General features: G+C 69.4%; 21 protein-coding genes and 3 pseudogenes. 11 read left to right on the plus strand and 13 right to left on the minus strand.

Annotated features, from left to right (window positions below):
* Positions 1–150 precede the first annotated feature (150 nt).
* The 7 genes from NMN56_RS08725 to NMN56_RS08755 form a co-directional block, all read right to left on the minus strand.
* Positions 151–948 (minus strand): ATP/GTP-binding protein, encoded by a 798-nt coding sequence (locus NMN56_RS08725; RefSeq protein ID WP_274042351.1) that lies wholly within the window; start codon positions 946–948, stop codon positions 151–153.
* A gap of 52 nt (positions 949–1,000) precedes the next feature.
* Positions 1,001–1,663, minus strand: a complete 663-nt coding sequence (locus tag NMN56_RS08730) for an AAA family ATPase (RefSeq protein ID WP_274042352.1) — start codon at positions 1,661–1,663, stop codon at positions 1,001–1,003.
* Between the two features lie 397 nt (positions 1,664–2,060).
* The gene (locus NMN56_RS08735) at positions 2,061–3,209 is read right to left on the minus strand and encodes an LLM class flavin-dependent oxidoreductase (RefSeq protein WP_274042353.1); all 1,149 of its coding nucleotides are present in this window, start codon (positions 3,207–3,209) and stop codon (positions 2,061–2,063) included.
* 138 nt (positions 3,210–3,347) lie between these two features.
* Positions 3,348–4,451: a Gfo/Idh/MocA family protein gene (locus NMN56_RS08740; RefSeq protein ID WP_274042354.1), complete on the minus strand. Its 1,104-nt coding sequence runs from the start codon at positions 4,449–4,451 to the stop codon at positions 3,348–3,350.
* A 113-nt stretch (positions 4,452–4,564) separates the two neighbouring features.
* On the minus strand, positions 4,565–5,098 hold the full coding sequence (locus tag NMN56_RS08745) for a flavin reductase family protein (protein ID WP_274042636.1): 534 nt from the start codon (positions 5,096–5,098) through the stop codon (positions 4,565–4,567).
* A gap of 298 nt (positions 5,099–5,396) precedes the next feature.
* Complete coding sequence (locus NMN56_RS08750) at positions 5,397–6,359, minus strand: MBL fold metallo-hydrolase (RefSeq protein ID WP_274042355.1); 963 nt, start codon at positions 6,357–6,359, stop codon at positions 5,397–5,399.
* 26 nt (positions 6,360–6,385) lie between these two features.
* Positions 6,386–7,291: a helix-turn-helix transcriptional regulator gene (locus NMN56_RS08755; protein ID WP_274042356.1), complete on the minus strand. Its 906-nt coding sequence runs from the start codon at positions 7,289–7,291 to the stop codon at positions 6,386–6,388.
* A 1,311-nt stretch (positions 7,292–8,602) separates the two neighbouring features.
* Between NMN56_RS08755 and NMN56_RS08760 the strand changes: the two genes are divergently transcribed.
* The 6 genes from NMN56_RS08760 (at position 8,603) to NMN56_RS08785 (ending at position 13,247) form a co-directional block, all read left to right on the plus strand.
* A complete protein-coding gene (locus NMN56_RS08760) occupies positions 8,603–8,872 on the plus strand; it encodes a hypothetical protein (protein ID WP_274042357.1) in 270 nt (89 codons plus the stop codon).
* Between the two features lie 82 nt (positions 8,873–8,954).
* Positions 8,955–9,359, plus strand: a complete 405-nt coding sequence (locus NMN56_RS08765; protein ID WP_280842733.1) for an ANTAR domain-containing protein — start codon at positions 8,955–8,957, stop codon at positions 9,357–9,359.
* A 41-nt stretch (positions 9,360–9,400) separates the two neighbouring features.
* Positions 9,401–9,757 carry a PRC-barrel domain-containing protein gene (locus tag NMN56_RS08770; RefSeq protein ID WP_274042359.1) on the plus strand — a complete coding sequence of 119 codons (357 nt, stop codon included), beginning with the start codon at positions 9,401–9,403 and terminating at the stop codon, positions 9,755–9,757.
* Positions 9,758–9,823: 66 nt separating this feature from the next.
* Positions 9,824–10,174: an ANTAR domain-containing protein gene (locus NMN56_RS08775; RefSeq protein ID WP_274042360.1), complete on the plus strand. Its 351-nt coding sequence runs from the start codon at positions 9,824–9,826 to the stop codon at positions 10,172–10,174.
* An 806-nt stretch (positions 10,175–10,980) separates the two neighbouring features.
* Positions 10,981–12,234, plus strand: a complete 1,254-nt coding sequence (locus tag NMN56_RS08780) for a glycosyltransferase family 4 protein (RefSeq protein ID WP_274042361.1) — start codon at positions 10,981–10,983, stop codon at positions 12,232–12,234.
* Entirely contained in the window at positions 12,231–13,247 is a 1,017-nt protein-coding gene (locus tag NMN56_RS08785) for a hypothetical protein (RefSeq protein WP_274042362.1), read from the plus strand. The genes NMN56_RS08780 and NMN56_RS08785 overlap by 4 nt, the downstream gene beginning before the upstream one ends.
* Here NMN56_RS08785 and NMN56_RS08790 read toward each other — a convergent pair.
* Positions 13,207–13,998: a SagB/ThcOx family dehydrogenase gene (locus NMN56_RS08790; protein WP_274042363.1), complete on the minus strand. Its 792-nt coding sequence runs from the start codon at positions 13,996–13,998 to the stop codon at positions 13,207–13,209. The genes NMN56_RS08785 and NMN56_RS08790 overlap by 41 nt on opposite strands.
* 157 nt (positions 13,999–14,155) lie before the next feature.
* Between NMN56_RS08790 and NMN56_RS08795 the strand changes: the two genes are divergently transcribed.
* The 3 genes and pseudogenes from NMN56_RS08795 (at position 14,156) to NMN56_RS08805 (ending at position 16,997) form a co-directional block, all read left to right on the plus strand.
* Complete coding sequence (locus NMN56_RS08795) at positions 14,156–15,325, plus strand: cytochrome P450 family protein (protein WP_274042364.1); 1,170 nt, start codon at positions 14,156–14,158, stop codon at positions 15,323–15,325.
* Positions 15,326–15,612: 287 nt separating this feature from the next.
* Positions 15,613–16,377 carry a DUF885 family protein gene (locus tag NMN56_RS08800; protein ID WP_274042365.1) on the plus strand — a complete coding sequence of 255 codons (765 nt, stop codon included), beginning with the start codon at positions 15,613–15,615 and terminating at the stop codon, positions 16,375–16,377.
* Positions 16,266–16,997, plus strand: a pseudogene (locus tag NMN56_RS08805) (transposase). The gene NMN56_RS08800 and the pseudogene NMN56_RS08805 overlap by 112 nt, the downstream one beginning before the upstream one ends.
* Positions 16,998–17,054: 57 nt before the next feature.
* Here NMN56_RS08805 and NMN56_RS08810 read toward each other — a convergent pair.
* Complete coding sequence (locus NMN56_RS08810; RefSeq protein ID WP_274042366.1) at positions 17,055–17,483, minus strand: VOC family protein; 429 nt, start codon at positions 17,481–17,483, stop codon at positions 17,055–17,057.
* 1,207 nt (positions 17,484–18,690) lie between these two features.
* On the opposite strand from NMN56_RS08810, the pseudogene NMN56_RS43010 reads away from it, so the two are divergent.
* Positions 18,691–19,108 (plus strand): annotated as a pseudogene (locus NMN56_RS43010) (DUF4158 domain-containing protein); the annotation flags it as partial.
* Positions 19,109–19,174: 66 nt separating this feature from the next.
* Positions 19,175–19,288, plus strand: a pseudogene (locus NMN56_RS43230) (Tn3 family transposase); the annotation flags it as partial.
* A 174-nt stretch (positions 19,289–19,462) separates the two neighbouring features.
* Here the strand turns inward: NMN56_RS43230 and NMN56_RS08815 are convergent.
* The 4 genes from NMN56_RS08815 to NMN56_RS08830 all read right to left on the minus strand — a co-directional run bounded on the left by NMN56_RS08815 (position 19,463) and on the right by NMN56_RS08830 (position 24,592).
* Entirely contained in the window at positions 19,463–20,941 is a 1,479-nt protein-coding gene (locus tag NMN56_RS08815; protein WP_274042368.1) for an MFS transporter, read from the minus strand.
* Positions 20,942–21,564: 623 nt separating this feature from the next.
* On the minus strand, positions 21,565–22,671 hold the full coding sequence (locus tag NMN56_RS08820) for a DNA alkylation repair protein (protein WP_274042369.1): 1,107 nt from the start codon (positions 22,669–22,671) through the stop codon (positions 21,565–21,567).
* Positions 22,672–23,245: 574 nt separating this feature from the next.
* Entirely contained in the window at positions 23,246–23,920 is a 675-nt protein-coding gene (locus NMN56_RS08825; protein ID WP_274042370.1) for a DUF4360 domain-containing protein, read from the minus strand.
* A 36-nt stretch (positions 23,921–23,956) separates the two neighbouring features.
* Positions 23,957–24,592: a DUF4360 domain-containing protein gene (locus tag NMN56_RS08830; protein WP_274042371.1), complete on the minus strand. Its 636-nt coding sequence runs from the start codon at positions 24,590–24,592 to the stop codon at positions 23,957–23,959.
* Positions 24,593–25,375 lie beyond the last annotated feature (783 nt).

Consider the following 25,375-nt stretch of genomic DNA (forward strand, 5'->3'; position numbering starts at 1 on the left):
TTCTTGAGGGGGGACTTTTTTCGAAGGAGGGGAAGGGAACTCAGGGGAGGAACGCGGGACTTGGAGAACGGTCGGGAACTCCGGGGAGGAAGACGGAACTTGGAGAGGGGGAGGGAACTCCGGGGAGGGGAACGCGACGCGAACGGTCGGTCAGTACCGCATGGCGTAGGCGATGCGGCGGGGGAGCGACTTCTGGCGCCGTGCCTCGTGGAAGCGGGCGTCGGCCTTCAGGTCCTCGATGTCGGCCAGGACGCGGCGCCGCGCCTCCTCGATGGCCTCCTCGATCGGGACGACCACCGGCAGGTCGAACATCTCCACGATCTTCTCGATGCGGTCAGGGATCGGGCCGCCGACGATGCGGTAGGGAATGTCCATCCGGTCCAGCGCCTCGACCAGCAGGTCGTCGGAGAGCCGGCGGAACTTCTCGGAGACCGGACGGTGGCCGTCGGGCTCCATGTCGAACTCGACCGGCAGATGCACGTAGGCGTCGTAGACGCGCTTGGCGCGGGAGCGGGTGATCTCACCCAGGGTGTCGGTGTAGCGCTGGTAGAAGTGCTTCACCGGCAGGCCGACGACCTTCTTGATGCCCTTGATCCACCAGTCGGCGCCCGGGTTGATACCGACGCGCATACGGCCTTCGAAATAGACCCACTCGTGGAAGACACCGCCGTCCGAGATGAACGCGTCACCGCTGGACTCGTTGTGCACGCGCTCCTCGAAACGCCGCAGACCGAGCTTCACCAGCTCCATCGCGTTCAGCTCCATGACGGTCTTGCCCGGCACGAGGTCGACGAGCAGCTCGCGGGAGGTCTTGGCGTGGGTACGGGGAATTCCGGTCGCTATGGAAAGGGCTTCGGTGGTGGTCGACTTTCCCGTCGAATAGGTGCCGGAAATCGCGAGTTTGAGCTTTGGATTGTCCTTGAAACTGGGGACTTCGAGAGCCGTCACAGAGGTGTCACCTTTGCAGGAGAAAGCCCAACGGGCCTGGTGGGATGGGTGGTTACTCGCGGGTGGGTGTCGTGGTGAGACGTACGGCCTCTTCGACGTCCATGACCGCCGTCTCCGCGACCCCGAGGTGCTCGGCGGCCTGCTTCAGGCGGTCGGCGAGGTCTCCGTCGACCGTGCGGACGGGCACGCCCGTCGCCTCCAGCGCCGGCAGCAGCAGGGCGTCGGAAAGGCGCCGGAAGTTCTCGTTGACCGGGCGGTTGTCCGGGTCGAGTCCGAACTCGACGGGAACGTGCACGAAGATGTCGTAGGCGGTGCGGGCGTGGCGCTTCATCAGCAGCCCGATGTCGTCGACCGCCGCCTCAAGCACCGCGGTCTCGGTGCTCCGGTGGCGGTTCTCCAGGGGGATTTCGGTACCCGGGCTGGAACCGGCCACCAGCCGCAGCTTCGCGTACACCCACTCGTGCACGGTGGAGCCGTCGGAGACGAACCCCTGCGGCTGTGCTGCTTCACCGAGCAGCCGCTCGGCGTAACGGTGCACGGTCAACTGCATCAACTGGCCGTTCGTCCAGTTGTTGACGCTGTGTCCTTCACCGCCGAGCGGCTCCCTCATAGGAGACCCGTGGGTACGCGGAAGACCGGTCAGATGGGCGAGCGCCGTGGAGAGAGTTGTCTTCCCCGACCCGTAGGCGCCGACTACTGCTATTCGCTTGATCACCGGTCCAGATTCACATGGAAACCAGGTACGTACCAGTGTCCGTTAATGGTATTGCCAGGAACAACAGGTATGCGGGGAGCTGCAATCGCAGAGGTCGGTTGCACATACCTGCGGGAAGCGCAGAACGCTTCCCGCAGGGGTGAAAAGGGAGCCCGGGTACTGGAGTTGACTGTTCCGTTGTGTGCGGTGATCGGTGCACGGTGAAGTCAGTACCCAGGAATCCCGTTCACACATGTCGGAACGAAGGTGGGAACTGCCGTCGGGGCGTAGGAACTCCCCTCGGGGCGTGGGGTCTTCGGAACGCGGGTCTTCGGAACGCGGGACTTCGGAACGCGGGTCTTCGGAACGCGGGACTTCGGAGCTCGGGAGCTTCGGAACGTGGCAACGCCGGACGGGCTCAGCTCGTGGCGCCGTTGAGGCGCTTGCGCAGCGCCTCGGTGTGCGGGAAGACGGCCCGGTTCTCCTTGCTCCACCGGATCGAGTCGAGGCCGCGCTCGGCCGACCCGGTGAACCGCGGGGCCACCTCGCTCGCCAGCAGGTCGAAGCTGCGCTTGACCTTGTCGAACGAGGCCCAGTTCACGACGTAGGTGAGGAACGTGCCGAACCCGCCGGTCGTCTCCTGGAGCCGCTGGATCGCCTCGACGGCGTCCTCGACCGAGCCGATGATCGCGCGGCCCTGCTCGACGGTCGTCTCCAGCTCCCGCGACTCCGGTACGCCTTCCAGGCCCGCGGCGACGTCCGCGCCGACCGACTCGCCCCAGTACCCGTGCAGCCACTTGCCGAAGCCGGCCCGCGCGTCGCGGTACGCCTCCTCGCGGGTCTCCGCGATGTGCAGGGGTATGGCGATCCGCCAGTTGCGCCGGTCCACGGTCTGGCCGTGCTCCTCGGCTGACTCCTCCGCGTACCGCCACTGCTGGGCGAGATCCGTGGACGGCCAGCCGGGGGGCGCCGCGCCGAAGGAGAGCAGGCCGAGCCCGTACTGGCCCGCGATCTGCGGGCTGTTGGGCGTGCCGACGCTGGAGATCGCCATCTCGATGCCCGGCTTGCTGTAGCGCGGCAGTTGCATCTTGGCGTCCTGGAGCGTGTACCAGTCCGTCTTCTCGGAGATCCGCTCCTCGCCGTTGACCAGCTCCAGGATGGTCGGTATCGCCTCGCGCGCCATGCGCTTCAATTCGCCCGCGTCGAGCCCGAGCATGTGCGCGTCGTTGGGCGTGGCACCGGGGCCGACGCCCAGGATGTAGCGGCCACGGGTGAGGTGATCCAGCATGATCGTCCGGGTGGCGACATGGAACGGGTGATGGAACGGCAGCGTCACCACGCCGTTGCCGAGCTTGATCTGACGGGTGCGCTCGGCCGCCGCGGCGATCAGGGTCTCGGGGGCGCCGATCGTCGGCCAGGACAGCGAGTGGTGTTCGCCGAACCAGCACTCGTCGAGGTTCAGCTCGTCGAGATGCTCCACGAGCTGGAGGTCCCGCCGGATGGTCAGGTGCGGGTCCTGGCCGGGGGCGTGCAGGGGGGAGAGAAAGGCTCCGAAGCCGGTGTGCATGAGGGCTCCTCAGTTGGTGGGAAAACGGTGTTCTTCGGGCATGTTGCGGTGGCCCGGGGCGGCCCAGGCCGACCCGTGGCCGGCGGGTGCGGGTGCGGGTGCGGGTGCGGTGCGGGTGCGGGGGAGGAGGGAGAGTGGTCAGGCGCGGGTGCCGGTGCGGGCAGCCGTCGTGATGCGGTCGAGCAGCCGGTGGTGCGCCGCGGCGTGTGCGAAGTCGGGCACGAGGGAGGTGCCTTCCGTCAGGTCGGTGCGCAGCTGGACGTACGCGTTGGCGACGACCCCGGCGGGCCCGTCCAGACCGGGCACCAGCTCGTAGCTCTCCGGCACCGTGAGCCGGCGGGGTTCGGCCTCCTCGCCGCGGCTGCCGTGCAGCTCCACCTGCCCGAACTGGAGGTGGCCCGAGCCGCCGGTCACCACGAGGTCGCCCTCGGTTCCGTTGATCTCCCACAGGAAGTTCGTGCCGCGCGACGAGCCGCCCCGGTAGTGCAGGGAGGCCACGGCCCCGCCCGAAAGCTGCCCCGTCACCGCGATCTGGTCCTCGGCCGTCATGGGCAGCGAAGCGCCGGTCTCGGTGACCCGGACCTCGGGGCGGCGGGTGGCGGTGGTCGCTGACAACGAGTCGAAGCCGGAGAGCACCATGGTCAGCGCGTCGAGGGTGTGCCCGAAGGGAACGGTGAGCATGGTGGCGCCGTTGGCGCGGTCGGCCACATAGGCCGACCGCTCCTGAACGGCCGGACCCCAGCCGCCGCCCGAACCGACCAGGGTGGTGGACAGGACCTCGCCCACGTATCCGTCGGCGACCAGGTCCCGCAGGTAACGGACCACGGGCGCGGAGCGTGCCTGGAGGCCAACGGCCGTCCGGGTGCCCGACTCGGCCGCGAGCGCGGCGAGTTCGTCGGCCTCTGCGAGTCCGTTGCCGAGCGGCCACTCGCTCAGCACGGTCTTGCCGGCACGGAGAAGCGGAAGGATCAGCTCCCGGTGGCGGGGCACCCGCACGGTGACGACCACGACGTCGATGTCGTCCCGGGCTGCGAGAGCACCGGCGTCCGTCCCGGCCGCCGAGTCGGGCAGCCCGAAGGCGGCGGCGGCCTTGCGCGCCGACTCGGGCGAGGACGCGGTCAGCGCGCGCAGCTCGTAGCCTCCGGCCGCGGAGAGCGCGGGCAGATGCCCGCGGGCGGCCCAGCCACCGTTCGCACTGAGTCCGACGATCCCCACACCGAGCGGGGCAGCGTTGTGCGCCACGAATCTTCCTTTCGAACGAATGCGGAGTGGACCAGAGGGAGTTGCGGCCGGAGTTGCGGCCGGACGGGCCGGAACCGGAGCCGGGCCGGGGCTCGTTGCCGGTGCCGACCGCGTCAGAGCTGGGCGTAGCGCCCGTAGAGCCCGCGGAAGAAGACGAGGGGGGAGCCCTCGCGAGGGGCGTCCATGTCGTGCACGCGGGCGAGGACGACGGTGTGGTCCCCGGCCGGGACCTCTTCCTCGACGGAGCACTCGATCCAGCCGATGGACCCGTCGAGCACGGGCCCTCCGCCCGGCGACGGCGTCCACGGCACGCCGCTGAACTTGTCGGCGCCGCTCGTCGCGAAGCGCGTGCTGAGCTGGCGCTGCCCCTCGCCGAGTATGTTGACGCAGAAGCGTGCCGCTGACCGTACGCCGGGCCAGCTGGTGCTGGTCCTGGCCACGCAGAACAGTACGAGCGGCGGCTCCAGTGACACCGAGGCGAACGAGTTGACAGCGAGCCCTACCGGGGTGTCGTCCTCCTCGCGCAGCGCTGTCACGGCCACCACTCCGGTGGTGAACCTTCCGGCGATGGCCCGTAGACGGCGCGAGGCGACCGGCGTTGCCGGGGCCGTCGGGAGTGCCGGGGACGCCGGAGCCGTCGGGGACACCGAGGACGCCGGAGCCGTCGGGGATGCCGAGGACGTCGGGCACGTCGGGGAGGTAACCGTCGAGGACATGTCCCCAGCCTCAGGGCGGCCCGCACCATCTGCCAGTGCGCAGACAACATATTGGTCGCGCCAACAGACACGCCGCGAACCCGCCCCGGCGCACGGGAGGAAGCAGGACGGGGCGTGCCTGGACACGGCCCTGACCTGACCTGACCTGACCGTGAACGTACGGTCGGGGCAGACACGCGGCGCATCTCCCGGCCTTCGCCCCGTCCCGTCCCGCCCTGTCCCGTCCGGCTCAGGCGGTGAGCGGCTCCCAGCGTCGCCGCGGCCCGCTGCTCGGCACGGAGCCGTCGGGCGCCTCGGGAGCGGGCGCCTCGGGAGCGGATGCCCGGGGATCGGACACCTCCGGGTCGGACACCTCCCGATCGGATGCCTCGGGAGCGGGCGCCCCGGGATGGGACACCCCAGGACAGGGCTCATCGTGCAGGGCCAGTCGCCCGAAGACCGCGCCGGCGAAGTGGCCCGCGTATCCGATCGTGCCCGGCCGGGACAGCTCCGCGACGATCCGCTTCCTGCTGTGCACCGCCCGCGCGGGATCGGTGTCGGAGAACGCGTTCCACGACAGGTCGGCCAGTTGCAGGGGGGAGTGCAGGACATCGCCGACGACGACGGCGCGCGCGCCACCCGGCTCCCCTCCCGCCCCCTCTCCCCCGATCACGTAGGAGAGGTGTCCGGGAGTGTGGCCCGGTGTGGCGAGCGCCCGGACGCCCGGGAAGATCTCCTCGCCGTCCGACACCGCGGCGGCGTGTCCGGCGACCGCGCGAGGCTCGCCGCGCCACTCCTCGGCCGACGTGACGAACCGCGCGTTCCGGAGACCGGGATCGGTGGCCCAGCCGACGTGATCGTCGTGCAGGTGCGTGAACGCGACGCAGCTCACCGAAGCGAAGGTGCGGCCCACGGCGGCCAGGCTGGCCGGAAGCGCGCCGCCCTCGATCCGCCCGAGGGGCGCGATGGTGCGGTCGGCGGGGATACGGGCGGGACCGAAGCCGGTGTCGACAAGCATCGCCTGGTTCCCGTACTCCACCAGCAGGGCGCCGACGGAGCCGACGAGGCAACCGTCCGCGTCGAGATGGTCCCCCTTGCCCGACCAGAACGAGTCCGGCGACGCCGGGTACCACGTGCGCGGGTGCAGTTGCACGTACCCGTCGGGCAGATACGTCAGCCGGTGGGTACCGACCGTGACGCTCACCGGTTTCATCGGGGCCAGGCTGCTGACGGACCCGGTCACCGGGTCTCGCCGAGCGGATCGACGGTGTTCATGCCCTGGGACAGCGTCACATGGGAGAGCCGCCGGAGCGCCGCCTCCGTGCCGGTGCCAGGCGTGGGCAGGAAGACCGTCATCCGCATGGCGATGCGCCGGGTGAAGTCGAGGGTGGCGCGGGTGAAGTGGAGTTCGCCCACGTCACGGTGGCTCAGGACCTCAGGGCCGCAGGAGTCCTCCACCACCTCGTACCGGTGCCACAGCTCGGCGAAGTACGGGCTCACCGAAAGGAGTTCATCGGCCAGCGCCGGGATGGCGGGCTCGTCGAGATGCTGCGCGGCGTGGCTGCGGAACCGGGCGACCAGCGTCGGCGCGGCCTCCTCCCAGCTCGGGAACGCCGAGCGCACGTGCTCGCTGGTGAAGAACTCCCGCAGCACGTTGTAGGGCCGGCCGTTGGCCTCCTGCGCCGCGTCGATGCCCAGGAGCGCTTGGGCGGCGGCGTTGGCGACCACGATGTTCCAGGCGTGGTCGGCGATATAGGCCGGGTTGGGCCACCAGTTGTCCACGAACGGGCGCATCGGCTCGGCCTCCAGCTTCGCGGCCGGCGGATGCGGAACCGCCTGGACGCCTGCCAGCTGACGCATGTACAGCCGCTGGTTCTCGCTGAGTTGGAGCACGCGGGCGATGGAGTCCAGCACGTTCCCCGAAACGTTCTCCGCCCGGCCCTGTTCGATCCACGTGTACCAGGAGACGCCGACCCCGGCGAGCAAGGCGACTTCCTCCCGACGCAGCCCGGAAGTGCGGCGCTTGCCGGCGTCGGGGAAACCGACCTGCCTGGGCGTCACTTCGGCGCGACGCGTCATCAAGAATCGGCCGAGATCGACTAACTGCGGAGACACAGCCCTGCGGGCTGAAGAAGTGTTCCCCATCTGCACAAGTCCCTTCTGTTCAACGCGGAGCAGAGGGTTGATCAGGTTTCATGCAACTCCCCGGTGCCGCCGTACCTCTGTAGCAAAGGTACGCGTCCGAGTACCGCGGTACGGCTACGCGATGGCGGACAGCGGGCCCAGCCCGCCTGTCACCCACCGCCGGGACGCGCACCCGGCACCACCCCGACCGGGCGCGCGGCCAGCGCGTTTCGGAGTCCGCGATGTGCCCTGACGCGCCTGCGCGCAGCCGGTCGTCGCGTGCACGATCCGCCCTTCCGTTACGTGACGGGCGCATTCCGCCGCCGACCCGGAGCAAGCCTGGCTGGCCCGGTCGTCCGGTCGCCGGGCCGAGGAGGGCGTATGGCCGCGTGCGCTCCGCATATCCCTACGGAGCGGAGTTCGAAGGCGGCCCACGGCGATGCCTCGGCCCGCAACGCGGAGGCACCCAACCCACGTCCGACCTGGCGGGCGCGCCCACCACGTTCGACCCGGCGGGCAACCTGGCGGCTTCGTCACCACGGGCTGCGGCCCTGTGCGGCCTGCGGGTGCGGTACGCGATGACTTCCCCGTAGAGTTGCGGTTCGTTCACCGGGTGGTGGAAATGTCCGAGTCCCTACTTGTTGCTCAGGAGGGCCGCTTCCCCCGGTAAACGCCCAGGTCAGCAAGACTGCTCCCCGCGCACGCGGGGATGGTCCCAGGTACGCGGCCTCGATGAGCAGGGAGAGTGCCTGCTCCCCGCGCACGCGGGGATGGCCCCGAGAAGAAAGCGGCGGCGGGGGGTTCGACCGGCTAGGCCGCTGGCAGGACGTGTCCTCCCGCCGGGCAAGGCTCCCGCCGGGCAAGGCTCCCACCGGGCAAGGCTCCTGCCAGGCAAGGCTCGTGCCGATGGTGAGCAGGGCGAAGGGGCCGGTGCCGGAACGGGCAGCGCGTACATGCGTACCGCCTGTGGTCAGGTGCGCGCGACGTGGCGGGCAGCAGGGCGCTACCCGTAGGGAGCGCATCGCTCCTCACCCGGGATCGCGTGGCGATCGACGGTTGCGGAACGGGCCCCGTTGGTGACGGGGCGGGCCCCGGGCAGCGATGCGCAGGGTGCGCCCAGAGGCGCGTGGTTGCTGCTTCGGCGCTGCCGGGGGACCGGCGCGGCGCACGCCAGCCGTCGCAGCGGAGCCCGACCCGGCGTCAAGTAGCCATCTCCGCCCGGCACTTCGCGTCGACGCCGCGAAGTATCCGCGGTTCCCGGGCGGGGTACGCTGAGGAGGAGGCCCTTGACCCCGGCAGCGACGCATCGTTCTGCCCGCGGGGAGGCCCGCCGTGACCGTCTTGTTTTCTCTCCTCTTCCTGGTCCTCTTCGGTCTGGGTTTCCTCAACGCCCTGTGGTGGGTGGCCGCGGCCGTGCTCGCCTTCGCGCTCGTTGGCCCCGGTCGGAACCGGCGTCGTGGCAGGGGGCGTGGTCACGATTCCGACTACGGGGAGTACCGGGACCACCGGGATCGTGAGGACCGCTGGGACCGCCGCTACAGCCGCCAACGCCGGGGGCGCTGGAACCGCCGGGACCGCCGGGACCGCGAACATGACAGGTGACCGCGAGGAGCCTGCCGCCCGGATGCCCGGGAGCGGCTTCGGCCGGGCCGGACACCGCGAACCCGATAAGAGGTGTGTGTTCATGCAGCGGACGACCACGATCCACGCGGAGCGGTGGCATCTGAGGGCCGAGGCCGCATGGGGGAGTGAGCCCAGGGGGCAGGACACGGGCCAGGGAACGGAGCAGGACACAGCCGCGCTGCGCGCCGAGAACGATCAGCTTCGTCGGAAGATGGCCGGCCGCGCGGTCGTCGATCGGGCCTGCGGCATGGTGATGGTCCTGACCCCGTGCCGTCGCGGGGCGGCGAGGGGGCTGCTGGTGGAGGTCGCGCGGCAGTGCGATCTCAAACTCCGGGAAGTCGCCGCGGCCCTGGTCGCCACCACGGAGGACGAGCCGCTCCCCGAGCAGATGCATCGGGCGCTGCGCCGTGCACTGGTGCGGCTCTACACAGCAGACCGGCGTTTCCATACAGCAGACCGGCGTTGAGCGCCGCGCCGACGAGGCGCGGCTTCCAGGAGGGAGACGTCATGATCCACGCAGCCGATGTCCGCGAGTGGCGCAGCCTCGACGTCATCGACACCGAGGGGCACAAGGTCGGGGTCCTCGAAGCGGTCTATGTGGACACCGCGACCGACGAACCCGCCATGGCCACGGTGCGCACCGGACTGCCCACGCGGCACCGTCTGATCTTCGTCCCCCTCGCAGACGCGATCGCCGGTCCGGGCTACCTCAAGGTCACCTACGCCAAGGCGCTGGTGAAGACGGCCCCTTCGATCGGTACCGACGACGTCCTGCCGGCGGGGGACGAGGAAGCGATCTTCGAGCACTACGGGCTGCCCTACGAGCACGGCGCGGCCGGCGAGAGGCAACTGGCCCGACGCTGACCACGGCGGTATCCCCCGGGGGCCAGCGGAACACTGCTCGCGTCACTGCGTTATGAGGCAAACATCATGCATCAAGCGGCCACGCCCTATGAAGAACAGCGGCTGTGGGCGGCCACGGCTTCGACAGAGGCCGTGGCTCTCGTCGCCGAGGTCCTCGAACTGCGTGCCAAGAACGAGCAGCTGAGCAAGGCCCTGTCGAGCCGTGCCGCGATCGACCAGGCGCGCGGCATGGTGATGGCCTTGGCGCGGTGCTCCAGCGAGAGAGCCTGGGGCGTGCTGGTGGACGTATCGCAGCACTGCAACGTGAAACTCCGGGACGTGGCCGTGGCCCTGGTCGCCACGGCACAGGACGGGCACCTGTCCGAGGAGATGCAGCGCGAGCTGCGCCGCGCGCTGAGAGGTCTCAGCGACCGGTAGTGACTGCTGGGTGGGCTCGCTACGGGCGGCACCGGGAGCTGTGACTTCAACTCTCCGGCGCCTTCGTCCGGTATCGACGGGCGGACGCTCCTGCCGGGTAGCCCGCCGCGCGCTTCCCAAACGCGGGTAAGGAAGCCCTCGGCTTCGCTGACCGGTCACGTGCCGCGAGACAGGAGAGGCAGGCCGGTTGTGCCGGCCGTGCCGGTTGTTGGGGCCGCTGGGGTCGGGCGTTGTGAGCGAGGCCGTCGGGATGCCCCGGTGTGGGCACCCGAGCGGCAAGGGGTGCCGGTTTCGCCGGCGTGGTTCCGACACCGGGGCAGCGCTCACGGGAGCAGCGCTGTCCGGGACAGGCGCGCGGTTCGGTGTCGTCGGCCGGTAGCGCTCAGGATTCGCTGACCGGGGGCCCTTGGTGCGATCATTCAGGGCTCGGGCCGCGCACTTCGGTGAGTGGGCCGCTTCACTGTTTCAGTGCTTCACCGCGACGCGAAACGCACAGGTCACGAACGGGCCTCTCGCGCTTCGTCCACGCGGTCGAAGCGCTGCTGGGCAGCTTGCCCTGCCCGGCCGGCGCAGCCGGACCGGTCCTCAGGACCTCGCCGATCAGCGGCGCGCGGCTGTTACAGAGTGCGGACAAGATCCCGTGAACAAATCCGGGCTTGTCGTCATCACAGTGAACGTCCCGGTCGGCGAATCCGGTCCGGGGTCGATATTTCGCGAACTGCGGAATGACGTGTCACTTCGTCGTTGCGGTGAAGGAACTGCAGCGAATGGTCGGGCATGAGCCGCATCTAGGGTGAATGGGTAAAATGCGTATCTCTTTCTTGATCTTCAGTGCGTACGGGATGGGGGGAACCGTCCGCACCACCTTCAATCTGGCGCAGGCGCTCGCCGAGCAGCACGAGGTAGAGGTCGTGTCGGTCTTCCGGTACCGGGACAGACCGTTCTTCGAGCCGGGCAAAGGCGTACGGCTGACATCGCTGGTCGACATGCGGCGGCACAGACCGGGCTACATGGGCGATGATCCCGAACATGCGCTTCCCGCCCGGGTCTTCCCGGTTGCCGACGGACAGTACGCCCGGCACAGCGCGTTGACCGACCGCCTGATCGGTGAATACCTGGGCAGCACCGAGGCGGATGTCGTCGTAGGCACACGGCCCGGACTCAACGTGCACGTGGCCCGGCAGACGCGCCGTGGCACCGTGCGTCTGGGGCAGGAGCACCTGACGCTCGCCACGCATCCCGCGCGGCTGAAGCGCCTGCTGCGCCGGACCTATCCCCGTCTCGACGCGGTCACCACGGTGACCGAAGCCGACGCCCGCGACTACCGCAGGACCCTGCGGCTGCCCGGCGTGCATGTCGAATCGCTGCCCAACAGCGTGCCCGAGCCGGACGTCGGTTCCGCGGACGGCAGCGGCAAGTGGGTCGTGGCCGCGGGCCGGCTCGCACCCGCCAAGCGTTACGACGTCCTCATACGCGCCTTCGGCGAGGTCGTCAGGGAGCGTCCCGACTGGGGTCTGCGCATCTACGGCCACGGCCGCGAGGAAGGCAAGCTGAGGAACCTCATCGACGAGCTCGGCCTCTACAACCACGTCTTCCTGATGGGCTCGGCGAACCCCATCGAGGCCGAGTGGGTGAAGGGAGCGATCTGCGCGGTCACGTCCAGCCTCGAATCCTTCGGCATGACCATTGTCGAGGCGATGAGGTGCGGTCTCCCGGTCGTGGCCACCGACTGCCCGCACGGACCGAAGGAGATCATCCACGACGGCACGGACGGACTCCTGGTCCCCACAGGCGATGTGGGCGCGATTTCCGGTGCGCTGCTCCGCCTCATCAACGATGAGGGACTGCGTGCACGGATGGGCGCCGCCGCGCTCACCGCGTCGGCGCGGTTCGACCCGTCGCAGGTGGCCGCCCGGTACGAGAGCCTGATGACCTCGCTGGTGAACCGCCGGGCCGGCACGCTGCACCGGGCGCGCGGCACCCTCCTCGGCGGTGCGTACGCGGCCAAGGACAGGATCCGGCAGGGAGTGGGATACGCCCTTGAAGGAGCGCGGTCATGACGCAGCACTGCCTCGACACGCCACCACGCGCCGAAGCGGCGGCAGCCCCACCGGACGCCGGTTCGCCCCCCGTTCACAGGGTTCACCACGCGCGCGCCGACTGCACGGCCGACAGCGCCGGAGGGCTCACCTTCCGGGTGCGGCTCTTCGACGAGACCGCCAAGGAGATCAAGGCCCCCGAGGTGCCGGAAGCCGCGGCGGTGCTCCTGCGCCTGCGCCGGCATCACGGCCCGGACGCCTCCCTCAGGCTGCCGCTCGTCCGCACGGCGGCAGACGGCGGACTGCGCGCCGTGCTGGCCGGTACCGCGTTGCTTCGGGAGGGGCGCTGGGACGCCTCTCTCGTCCTCGCCGACGAAGAGCCGCAACGGTTGCTGCCCGGGGTGCACGACCTGCGCACCCTCGCCAGTCACGTGCCTCGTGAAACGCACGCGTGGCTCGGCGTCCGGATCCCGTACACAACCAAGCACGGCAATCTCACCCTCCGTACCTGGCTGCGCCGACCGCACGCGGAGGCAGGGGCGTTGCACCTGGGCGACGGCGCCATGGCGCTGCGGGGCAGGCTCTATGGTGCGCCGCTCACAGCCACCGCCTGCTTGGAGGCACACCCCCGTGACTCGGAGGTCTCGCCCGTGCGTGTACCGGTGCGCCTCGACGATGAGGATGAACGCTCCGGACACGGGGCCGCACCGGGACACGGGAGCGCGCCCGGGTACGGTGCCGACGCGCGATACCCGGCGCGCGGTTTTGCCGCCGAACTGCCGCTCAGCTCCCTGCTGCCCGGACACCGCATGTGGGACCTGTGGCTGCGTCCCTCCGTGGACGAGGAGCCGGTTCGCCTCGCGCGGATACTCGACGACATCCTGGACAAGAAGCGAATCTTCAGCTATCCGCCGCAGCGGGTGACAAGCTCCGACGGGGCGGTCCACTCGGCGAGGCCGTACTACACGGTCAACAACAACCTCTCGGTGCACGTCAGTGACGAGGACGGCGGCCCGGCGCAGGCCGGGCGATAGGGCTGTGCGGCCCTTGATCCCCTGGACCGCCCTCGTTCAGGGGCGTGGAGCGGAGGACGGTGAGGGTGGCCGGCTCCGGGGATTGCGTGGGTTCGGGGTGGGTGTGGCCCGCCGCGAGGACGTAAAGCGGGATGTGGCAGGTGTCGTCCAGGGCGCAACTCGCGGCGACCTGCGCGTCGTTGAAGGCCCCCGTCTGGGCTGGGCCCAGTCCCAGGGCCGTGGCGGTGAGCGCGAAGGTCTGGCCCAGGTGGCCCGCGTTGAGCAGGCAGACGCGGTAGCAGCGGGGGGTGTGGTACTTCACGCTGAGCCGTTCCAGCCGGGCAGCGAGCACGACGAGGAAGGCGGCTTCTCCGGCCCAGGGCTGGTCGGCGCACAGGTGCGTCGCCTGTGCGGGGGTGAAGCCCTCGGCGAGCAGCTCCAGTGAGTGCTGGAGGCCGTTGTAGTGGTACCAGCCGGGGGCGAGCCCCGTGACGTCGAGGGCACCGACGTAGGCGTCGAGTTCCTGGCGGGCGCCACCGGAGGGGCTGGTGCGGCGATAGAGCGCGCCGTGGCCACTGTCGATGAAGTCCACAGGTCCGAAGACGGTGGCGAGCAATGTGGCCAGCGTAGTCAACGGGACCGGGCTCCGGGCGAAGTCGCGGTGGGTGCGGCGCCCGTAGAGGACCTGTTCGTACGGGGTGCGAAGGTCGGCGCGTTGGCGGGGCAGGGGGAGCCGTGGAGCGTCCGGGTAGCTGGTGAACAGGGCCGGCATGCGGGCTGCTTCCGGGGCCGCGCCGGTGTCCTCGGTGTGCAGTCCGGTGTCGAGATAGTCGTGCTGCGTCGCGTAGTGGAGGAAGGAAGCCTCCGGCGACCCGTTCGGCGGCTACGGCCGCCTGCGGGAGCAGGGCCCCGTCGTCCGGGCACGTTTCATGGACGACACGCCCGTCTGGCTCGTGACGCGCTACGAGGAGGTACGCGCCGTCCTGCGGGACCCGCGCTTCGTGAACAGTCCGCACTCACTACCGGAGCGCAGGGGCGGCCAGGATCCGCGCGACCGGCTCATGGAAGTGCTCGGTATCCCCGAGGAGTACAGCGTCCACATCCTGGAATCGGTGCTGACCAGTGACCCGCCCGACCACACCCGGCTGCGCCGCCTGGTCTCCCGCGCCTTCACCGCCCGCCGTATCCCCAGCCTTCGGCCACGCGTCGAAGAGATCACGGACAAGCTGCTCGACGCACTGCCCGGACACGCGGACGAGTACGGAGTGGTCGACCTCATCGAGCACTTCGCGTACCCGTTGCCGATCACGGTCATCTGCGAGCTGGTGGGCGTACCCGAGGTGGACCGGCCGCGCTGGCGGGACTTCGGCTCCGACCTCGCCTCACTGGAGCCCGAACGCATCGCGACGTCCTTTCCGGCCATGGTCGGCCACCTGCGCGAACTGATCGCCGAACGCCGCGCTGAGCCGCGGGACGATCTGATCACCACGCTCATCCGCGCCCAGGACGACGACGGCGGCCGGCTCAGCGACACCGAGATGATCACCCTCGTCATGACACTGGTGCTCGCCGGTCACGAGACCACCGCCCACCTCATCGGCAACGGCACGGTCGCCCTGCTCACCCACCCCGACCAGCTGCGGCTGCTCAAGGAGGACGGGGAACTGCTCCCGCACGCCGTGCATGAGCTGATGCGCCGGTGCGGCCCCGTCCAGATGACCCAGCTGCGCTACGCCGCGCAGGATGTGGAGTTGGCGGGCACCCGGATCCGCCAGGGCGAGGCCGTCCAGCCCGTCCTGGTCTCCGCCAACCACGACCCGCGCCACTACGACCACCCCGAACGCCTGGACCTGACCCGGCAGTCGGCGGGCCGCGGCGAGGACCATGTCGGCTTCGGCCACGGCACGCACTACTGCCTGGGCGCCTCGCTCGCCCGCCAAGAGGCCGAGGTGGCCATCGGCCGCCTCCTGCGCCGCCACCCGGACCTCTCCCTGGCCGTCGCCCCCGACCAGCTCAAGACCCAGGTACGCCGCCGCCAGCCAGGCGCCTGGCGCCTCCTGCGCCTCCCGCTACGCCTGACACCCATGGCGCAGCAATGACGCCACGGCGGCACCGTGCACCCGAGGGCTCCTATTTGCGGTTCCCGCGCGATGGAACTCCGGCATCGTGGAAGGCCACGCCAACCGGACCAAGACGCTCAAGCGCCAGACGTTCGGCCGCGCAAGGGCCCGAGTACCTCAGCGAACGCGCCCTGTTGGCGTGACCGAGCGCCACGGCCGCCCAGGAATCGGGCCAGAGCCACTACTGCTCAACCGGTATCCCGAACGGGGTTCGGCCCGCGCCGTGTTCCCTACCGTGTTCCGTGCCGTGTCCCGCCCAGGGATTCGTGCCCCATCTGGACGGTGACTGTGAAGTCGCGCCGATGCCGGACTCGCAACGGACCGCGGCTGCGGGCCTGTTCGGCGCGGCGCCGAACGAGCCGGACGCCCCCAGCCGGTTCTACGTCACCGCACCGGACGCGGCGCTGCCCGCGGCTGAGCAGGCGCTGTGGCTGGCGTCGTACTTCAACCGCGCCACGCTGCCCGTCATCGCGGTACACGAGGTCGCGCCCGGTCACTTCGCGCACAGCCGAGCCTGGCGCCGCGCCGAAGGGCAGATCCGGCGCACGCTGTTCTCGGAGGGATTCAGCGAGGGGCGGGCGCACTACACCGAGCAGCTTGCGTTCGAGGAGGGCTTTCGCGGCGGCGATCCCGCCTTCGGCGTCGGGGTGGCGCTCGACGGACTCCGCAGGGTGGCCCGGCTCTCCAGCGCGCTCGGCCTGCACAGCGGTGAGCTCACGCTCGACGATGCCGCGGCGCTGTTCGGTCGGGACGCCCACATCACCGGTCCCGGCGCGTACTCGAAGGCTCGGCGCGGCCTGCTCGATCCCGGCTACGGGCGCTACACCTGGGGCAAGCTCGCCGTCCTGGACGCGCGGGAGCGGGCCAGGAGCGTCAGCAGCATCGCCTGCTCACCTCGCTGCTCCCCGCGCACGCGGGGATGGACCCGACGTGCCGCGCGAGACCTGGAGGCGCTGGCATTGCTCTTCGCGCATACGGGATGGACCCCTCCCGAAGATCTCGACCACCGACCCCGACGTCTGCTCCCGTAGCTGCGGGAGCGGGAGGCCAGTGGCCTGGTGCGCGGCGAGGTCCACCACACCGTGTCATCGACCATCCCGAATCCCCGCTCGCACTCCAGCCACGCAAGCAGTTCCGAAAGGAGGCCGTTCCCCTTGTGGGCGGCACCCTGGTGGCACTCGTAATCATTCGGTGGTCGAGCGGTCGAAGAACTGCGAGTACTCCGCGAACCACGAGGCCGTCATCGTCATCATCGATGCGGGGACCCGGCTCGTCGTGGCGGTCCGCCGACCGCAGCCCGCCCGGCAACCGCTACAGCTGCAAGGTGGGGAAGGCGGGGTAACTGTCCGGTGCGAAGGCTGCCTTCGGCCGGACCACGGTCATCGCGGACGGCGGCTACCCGGCACCGGCCTGGTCGTCCCGCACCGCCACGAACGCGGCGAGACCGACTGCCCGCATGGAAAGACGAGCTCAACGTCTCCCACCGCGAGACCCGGGCTGGTCGGCCCGCGTCGAGCAGGTCTTCCCGCGGACGAAGAGCTGGAAGACCCTTCGCGCCTGCCATCCGAAGGGCGATGGCGTGCACACTTCGGTGCTCCGAAATGCCCGGCTGCACAATCCGTCCCCACGGGCCAACTCCCACCTCCCCTGAGTCCCAGAGCGGCGGCTCAAGGGAGGCGACACCTCACGTCACCGGCTCGGTGGATGCTCAGTCGAGGCAGAACTCGTTGGCTTCGATGTCCTGCATCACAATGCACGAATCGGTGCCGTCATACAGAAGTTGCACGCGTACCGCGCCGAGCGGGATCAGTCGTGCGCATTCGGCCTCCAGCGCGGCAAGTCGCTCTTCGCCCGTGAGTCCGGTGCCGACCCTCACATCAAGATGCAGCCGATTCTTGGCTACCTTTCCTTCTGGGACGCGCTGAAAGTACAGTCGCGGGCCCACGCCTGAGGGGTCACTGCAGGCGAACGATGACCCCTGGTCCTCGGGAGCCTGGGAGCGATCGAAATCGTCCCAAGTTGCGAACCCCGCCGGTGGCGGCGGTATGACGTACCCCAGCACCTCGCACCAAAAGCGAGCGAGACGCTCAGGTTCCGCACAGTCGAAGGTGACTTGGAACTGCTTGATCGATGACATCGGCGCACCATAGCAAGGGGCACTCCGTTACTCACCCCGATGGAAACCGGCACTTCTCGGGGGAGGGCCGCCCCTGCTCGCCCGTTGCTGTTTCGCGGGTCGTTTTCAGGTAATTTCCCGCAGGCCGAACCGGCGCCAACCGCCGTTCTGAGTACACGATGCACAGAGCCTCAGCAGAATTTGAGTCAGAACCTCAGCCTGACGAAATGGGTGACGGCTCAACACCGAAGGCTCGGCGGCAGAGCTTCCCGGCCGCCGCGAAAAGCATCGGTCGCTGTGACCACTGATGCGGGTGGGAACCTGCGGTCTGTGGCCCGCGTCCTTCTGGGTGTGACTGAATCGCCTGGCCCCTCCAGCCCTGACAACTGCGCCGGCTCCGAAGGCGACGAGGAGTCCCTGCGGCCCGGTCCGCTATGGCGCCACGCCTTGTGGGTGGTGGGCGTCACTGTCCTTGCAGTGGGCTGGGGTTGGGTCAGCGCGTCGTTCCGTACGGGTCCCGACGAGTTCGGGATGCCGCTCGCCGTTCCCGGGCAGGTGTGGCCGTATCTGATGGCTTGGACCGCGACGGGGCTGGCGGCGGCAGTCACGCTGCGGGCTGTCGCCGCCAGGGTTCCGCTTCTTTGCCCGGAGGTGGTCGTGGTCGCACTCACCTTCCTGGGCACCCGGCTCTCCCTAGGCTTTCGACCGGACCCACCGCTCCTGGGCGCGATGGCCGCAGCCGCACTGACGGCAACGGCCACATGGTGCGCCCTTGCGCTGTGCCGCGGCCTGCGTGGCAACCGCGGGCAGCGAGTTGCTTCTGGTGGGGGAGAGGCCGGGTAAGTAAGCAGGGGCGGCCCACGCAACCCGGGCACTTTGCGGGCCGCGCTCGGGTTCCGTGAGGCCGTCGCGCGGGTACGCGGGCGGACACGGTATGCCGCTGCTCGCGTCGGCACCCGGTGGCAGCAACGCAGGATACGACGCGAACGTTCACCGACTGCCGACTGCCGACTGCCGACTGCCGACTGCGGCCCCGGACTTCATGGACCGAGCCGCGCCGACGGTGTTGGCCTGCCCCGCGACCGAGGCCGCCCCCGGGCGTGAGTAGTTGGCGTACAGGAAATCCCGGTGAGAACGACCATGGTCGGCCGGCACACCTCCCGGAGGCTCCGCCGGAGTTCTCGGGAAGGTTGCTGGACGGGCGTCGGAGCTGGCTACGTTCCGCTGCGTGCCGGTGGAATTCCTGACTGACGAGCAGGTCGAGGCGTACCGAGCGTTCACCGATGTGCCCACGCGTCCGGAGCTGGAGCGGTTCTTCCGCCTCGACGGGGACGACCGCGACCTGATCGCGTTGCGGCGTACGGACACGCACCGACTTGGCGTGGCCGTGCAGATCCGCACGGTTCGCTACGTCGGCCGGTTCCTTGGTGAGGACCCGCTTCGTGCCGTGGGAGGCCGTGGAGTACCTGGCCGGGCGGCTCGGCATCGAGGACGCCTCGTGTGTGAAGCGGTACCCGGTGCGCCTGTCGACGGTGTACGAGCACGCGGCGGAGATTCAGGAGCGGTTCGTGTACCGGGACTTCACCGACGGGCGGTGGGGCCGGGAGGTGGACGCCGAGCTGGTGCCCGCGATGTGGGAGCGGGCGGTGTTCTCCAGCACCAAGCTGCTCCAGGGGGCGGTGGACCGGGACGCGTACGCGGTGTGCGTGCTGTGGAACATCCGCTACTCGCACGCCGCAGCCGCCCAACTCCGCGCCGAAGGCCATGACCTCAAGGACGAGGACGTGGCCCGCCTCGCACCGTTCAAGGAGCGGCACATCAACTTCCTGGGCCGCTACCTGTTCAACATCACCGCCAGCGGCCCGGCCCCGGCCAGGGCCTACGCCCCTTCCGTAACCCCGACGACGCCGAGAACAGCGAGGACAGCGAGGACAGCGAGGAGGAGGAAGGCGAGGGCGCCCAGGTCCCGGTCGATGTCACGTCCGGGACCTGGGGGCGGCTCAGTCGGCCTGGTTGTTTGCTTGCTTGGGCAGGCAGAACATCAGGGCCCACATCAGGGCGAGGAGGCCGCTGACCCACCACAGCACGGTGACGAACGCGTCGCGGTTGACCGCGCCGTCGGGAGAGCCGCCGGTGATGGCGAAGAACACCACGGCGGTCAGCGCGGTGCCCAGCGCGATGCCCAGGTGAATGGCGGTGTTGAACAGGCCAGAGGCCGAGCCGGCGTCCTCGTGCGGGACCCTGGCCAGCGACAGGTCGGCGAGCGGGCCGGCGACCATGCCCAGGCCGAAGCCGATCAGCACCACCGGAGCGGTCATCGCCAGCAGGGTCAGGTCGGCCTGGTGGCTGCCGATCTGGAGCCCGTAGGTGACCATCGCAGCGGTCGCGATGAGGGCTCCGGCCTGCGGCAGACGGCGGGCGAAACGTCCGGCGGTCTTCGCCGCGATCGTCGCGCCGCCCAGTTCTCCCACGGAGAGCAGCACGAAGGCCACGGCCGCCTCAAGCGGGCTCAAGCCCAGTCCGCGCTGCAGGTACAGCGTCCAGGTCATGAAGAACAGGCCGCACAGCAGGCCCTGCAGCAGGTCCGCGGCCATGCCCCCGGTGAACTGCCTGACCCGGAAGAGGGACAGGGTCACCAGCGGGGCGTTGTCCTGCCTGCGCCGCTGGTGGCGCAGGAAGACACCGAGGACAAGGGCGCCGGCGGTGAGCATGGCGAAGCACCACAGCGGCCATCCGTGAGCGTGGCCCTCGGCGAGCGGGAAGAGGATCAGGACGATGGCCAGGCCGGACAGCACCATGCCGACCAGGTCGAGCCGGTCGGCCTTGCGGACGGTCGATTCGGGGATGAATGTGCGTCCCAGGAGGAGTACGGCCAGCCCGACGGGCACGTTGACCAGGAAGATCGGCCGCCAGGACAGCCCGAACAGGTCGGCCTGGGTGAGTACGCCGCCCAGGACCGGGCCCAGGACGTTGGCGATGGCCAGGACGGCCCCGTACAGGCCGAACGCCTTGCTGCGGTTCTGGCCCTCGAAGGTGACGTGCATGGTCGCCAGGACCTGCGGGATCATCACGGCCACGCCGACGCCCTGGATCAGGCGGGCGCCGATCAGCACGCCCGGGCCGGTGGCCAGACCGCACAGCAGCGAGGCGGCGGTGAACACGACGGTGCCGATGAGCAGGATCCTGCGGCGGCCGTAGATGTCACCGAGCCGTCCGCCGGTGATCAGCCCGACGGCGACGGGCAGGGAATAGGCGGTGGTCAGCCACTGCACCGCGACGGGTCCGGCGCCGGTCGACTCCTGGATCGCGGGCAGGGCGGTCAGCACGACCGACTGGTCGAGCATGTTCATCAGCTCGGCGGTCAGCAGCACCAGGAGGGCGATCCAGACCGACAAGGCCATTTTCGGATGGTGAGGTGCTGGGCGGTCTGGGGAGTGGGTGGTGCGCTGCGGCTCGTTGTCGAGCGCGGAGGAAGACACGACGGGAAGCTCCTGATCCAAAGGAATCGGGGAGCCCTGCCGACAGCCGCACCAGGGCCGGAAGAGACGCAACCCGGGGCAGACGGCAGAGCTGCACCCGGGAAAGACAGAAAACTGCGGGAAGGGTGGCGCAACTCAGGCAAGCGCGACGTCCGCCCCCGGACACGTGCGACAACTCAGCACGCGGGGAACACGGACGACTACACGGCCTGGTTGATAGGACGTCACCTCAAGATCGACGCAGAAAGGAACAGAAAGTCCGGTCGCTGCCACCGACACCTCGGCGCAGGAATTCGTCCACTGTACGACACCCCCTGATCCCGCCGCACACCAGAACGGGCCCGCCCCCTGCCCGGCCGCAACGCCCAGCCTCCACTGCCAGAAACGGGGCCCGTTTGGGAGAACGCCTGAGCCCACCGGTCCTGCTCGGTCACTCGGTCTCCGTGGACTCAAGGGCCTGTGCGCAGAGAGCTACTGGCACCCTCGCGGCAGCTTCGGGAGGACAGGGACGTGACCGACGAACAGGTACGTCACGCCCGCGACCTGCTCGCCCGCCCGGAGAACAGCGTCACCTCCATCGCGAAGCTGCTCGGTGTCTCCCGCGACACCCTCGTTCAGCAGGCTCAGGCTGGGCGGCCTTGCGATGCTTCGGCGGCGCTGATGTGGACCTCGGTCGCGCCGAGGACGCGTCCGTTGGCCTGGACCTCGATGCGGTGCGGGCCGGGGTGGATCGTGCGGACCGAGAGGCTCTCGAACCGGTGCCGGCGTGAGAAGCGGGCCGCCTGGCCCGCGGGGAGGTCCCGGGTGGTCAGCTTGAACACCTTGCCTGCTCTGGGGCCGCGAACCCCTTGGTAGTGGACTATGTAGTCGATCGCCGCTCTCGTCGCGTCGGTGGCGTGCAGTGCGAAGGTGACGGTGGTCGCTTCGCCGATGGAGATGGCGGAGGGCGAGCAGGCGAGGTCCGTGATCTCGATCGGAGCATGGTGATCGAACCCGAGAACCGCGAGAGCCTCCGGGCGTCCTCGCTTGACGAGTGTCCGCAGGCCGTGGCGTACGACGAAATCGCCCTGCGTGCTGCCGCGAAGCCATCGCCGGGCGGTGACGAGGACGAGGTCGGGGTGGTCCTTGCTGATGTCGTTGAGGTGGTTCGCCACGGAACGGCGGACGTAGAGGGACTCGTCGTTGACGAGAGGCTCCAGGAGCGCCAGCGCTGGAGCGGGGTCGGCGACGAACCGCGAGAGCTGTGACGCCCAGGGCAGCCGCGGGCGCGTGCCCTCCGAGACGAGCCGCCGAACATGTTCGTCCGGGTCGGTGGTCCACGCCCTGAGCTGGTCCATCGTGACCTCGTAGTGGGCTTCGACGAACGGGCGGACAGCGAACTCGGCGGTGTAGCGGGAAGTGAGCGCGGCCAGCAGCGGCAGCGCGACATCGGGCCGGTCCAGCAGCGCCGAGGCGACGTAGGCGTTGACGGGCATGGAAGCCCACCCCGTGAGGCCCCCGCTGTCGAGGGCACCACGGATCACCCGCCCGGCATCCTCGGGGGACGTCGGCATCGTCGCCGCGAGGGCACGGGCGATCCAGTCGATACGGGCCTTCAGCTCCAGGTCACCGATACCGGTGCCCGCGAGCTGCTCGAACGCCGTCCGGTCGAACGAGGACGCGGCACCCGCGAGGTCGCCCGCGAGACGCCCGATGAGCTCCGGCGACAGTTCATCTTTGAAATCGGCCATCTCAACGCCCGCCCACGGTCACGTCGAGGCCCCCGACCGCTCGCCCCGTACGGCTCTCGGCCGGCGGGAGGAGGGGCTCGATGCGCTCCCACTGTTTGTTCGGGAGCGGTGTGGATCTCGACCTGGGCATCATGGTTTCGAGTCTGCCACGGACCACTGACACACAGCCGGTGCCTCAGGCGCTCTGAGCTGCGACGACACCCCGCAGCTCGACGCCCGCCCTCGCCAAGCACGGCATCGAGCGCGACAAGGTGTTCTCCGAGAAGATCAGCACCCGCTTCCGGGCCCGTCCCCAGTTCGAGGCCGCGCTCACGCTGGCCCGCCAGATCAAGGCCCACGCGCCCCGCGCTGCCGGGTCGTCTTCACCGTGTACGCGTGCTCCCCGCGCACGCGGGGACGGACCCACCCCGCGTTCACGTGGGCAGGCCCTACACGAAAGGCCGCCCCGCGAACCGCAGGCCCGGGCGGCCAGCCACGGGCGGCCCCAAACGCGGGCGGCCCAGGCGCGAGCGCCCAGGCGCGGGCGGCCCGAGTCGCGGGTCGCCCGTGCCGGCGTGGCTGCCGCTCGGGGCGGTCACTGCCGTTTCGTAGGCGGCTTCTCGCACTTCTTCCAGGCGAAGTGGTAGACGGTGCTGACGTCGCCGTCCGTTGAGTCCATGGTCATGAAACTCGTGGTGTTCTCGGCGTCCGAGGTGCCCGCGTTGACGCGCAGTTCGGTGTTGATGTTGAAGTTGCGGAGTTCGCCGCAGGGTGCCCAGACCAGGTGGGCATAGTCGGTCGTGTCTGTGGCCTGCCAGTTGTCGTCGTAGGCTCCCTTGTAGTTGTGGCTGTGGGTGGTGGTCTCGGGGGAGCCCTGGAAGTAGTAGCTCGCCTTGGACATGCCCGAGGCGCCTTTTTCCAGGTACGCGTAACCGCGGTAGTCCACGCTGGCGATCGCGTAGGTGAAGCCCTGGGGCACGTGCATGATCAGGTTGAGCTGACAGTTCTTGCGGAAGTCGACGGGTTTGGATCCCTTGCCGACCTGGGCCAGGTATTCGGAGTACGTGACCGTGAATGCCTTGTTGTCGGGTGAGACGGCGACGGCTGTTGTGCCCTGGGGGCAGCCCGATCCATTGACGGTCGCGACTTTGATGACGATTGCGTCGTCGGGCGGGTCGTCGAATATTGGACTACCGTGCTGAGGCTGAGCGGAGAGCATCGAGGCGAACAGGGCGGCGAGGGCGCCGCCGGCGAGAAGAGCGCCGGGCATGGTTCTCCCATCGGAGGTCGCGGTCTGCGGATTCGCTCAGCACTTCTTCCAGGCGAGCTGGAAAATGGTGCTCACGCTGCCGTCGGTCGAGTCCATCGACATAAAGCTGGTTTCCGCGGCCTTCGACGTTCCGGCGTTCACCCGGAGTTCAGAGTTGATGTTGAAGTTCTTGTCCTCTCCGCAGGGCGCCCAGACCAGCGAGCTGTAGTCCGTGCTGTCCCTGGTCTGCCAGTTGTCGGAGTACGGGCCCGCGAACTTGTGGCTCTGCCTCGCGGTGTCCGAGGACCCCTGGAAGTAGTAGCTCGCTTTCTGGAGGCCCTGTGACCCGTCCCTGAGGTGTGCGAATCCCCGGTAGTCCACCGCCGCGATCGCGTAGGTGAAGCCCTGGGGGACGTGGATGTCCAGGTTGAGCTGGCAGTTCTTTCTTATGTCGGTGGGGTCGGAGTCTCCGCCCGCTCTCGCCAGGTAGTCGCTGTACGTGACGGTGAAGGCGGTGTTGTCCGAGGCGGTGCCCACTGCGGTGGTGCCCTTGGGGCAGCCGGAGCCGTTCACCGTCTGGACGGAGATCTCGATCTTCTGCGGCGGTACCTCGGGTTCCGCCGGCACGCCGTGTACAGAGGCGGTCGACGCGAAGAGCGCGGCGATCCCGCCCGTGAGAAGAGCACCAAGCATGGCTCTCGTAACTCCTTTCGGGGTTCAGCGGATGGTGCGGAAAAGAGCCGGTCGGCTCCGGTGCCGACGTTGTGCGAAGGCACACCGCACCGCTGCGTATCTCTCAGGGCGCGATGGACCGAGGGGAAGGGGCGCATTTCCGTGGGTTCCGACAGAAACGGCGGAAAGTACGGCAATTGGGCGTTGCGCGTACGAGGGGTGAAGAGCAGCGCGTACGACGGGGACAGAGAAGAACAGGCCCGGGACCGGTACCGGCGAACTGTGCCTGTGAACTATGCCTGCGAAGTGTGCCTGCGCGTGCGCGCGGAGGGCGAGAAGAATTTCTCCGGTGCCCGCGCGAGCGATGGGAGACGTGTTGCGGTGCGGTCAATATAGCGCCGAGGGCGGCACGGATTAAGTCTCAGGAAAGCGCTGCGTAATGACTTTCCGGTCAACTTGCCGGAAAGGCAGAATTGCTGACCGTGCGTCAGCCCCACCGCTTCTGTACTGTGTCGCCATCGCGTTAGTGCATTCTGCCCTGACTTATGCGCACTTGGTGCCGATCTTCTCTGACATGCGACAACGCGGGACAGGTTCGGGATACATCCCGTTTCCCGCGGCCCCCGCGCTGTCTTGTGCGCGCGTAGACCGGAACCACGCGGACCGGAGAGGCGTAGTCCGGAACCGGGCGCGGGCAGGGCGATGCGCCGGGTCGGACCACCGGCGTCTCCGTCGGCACCGGCGGCTCCGTCGTCTTCGGTCCCGCGCCGTCGGTCTGGACGTCGGCGCCTCCAGGTCTCGATC

It is taken from the genome of Streptomyces iconiensis (assembly GCF_028657195.3).
Lineage (GTDB): Bacteria > Actinomycetota > Actinomycetes > Streptomycetales > Streptomycetaceae > Streptomyces > Streptomyces iconiensis.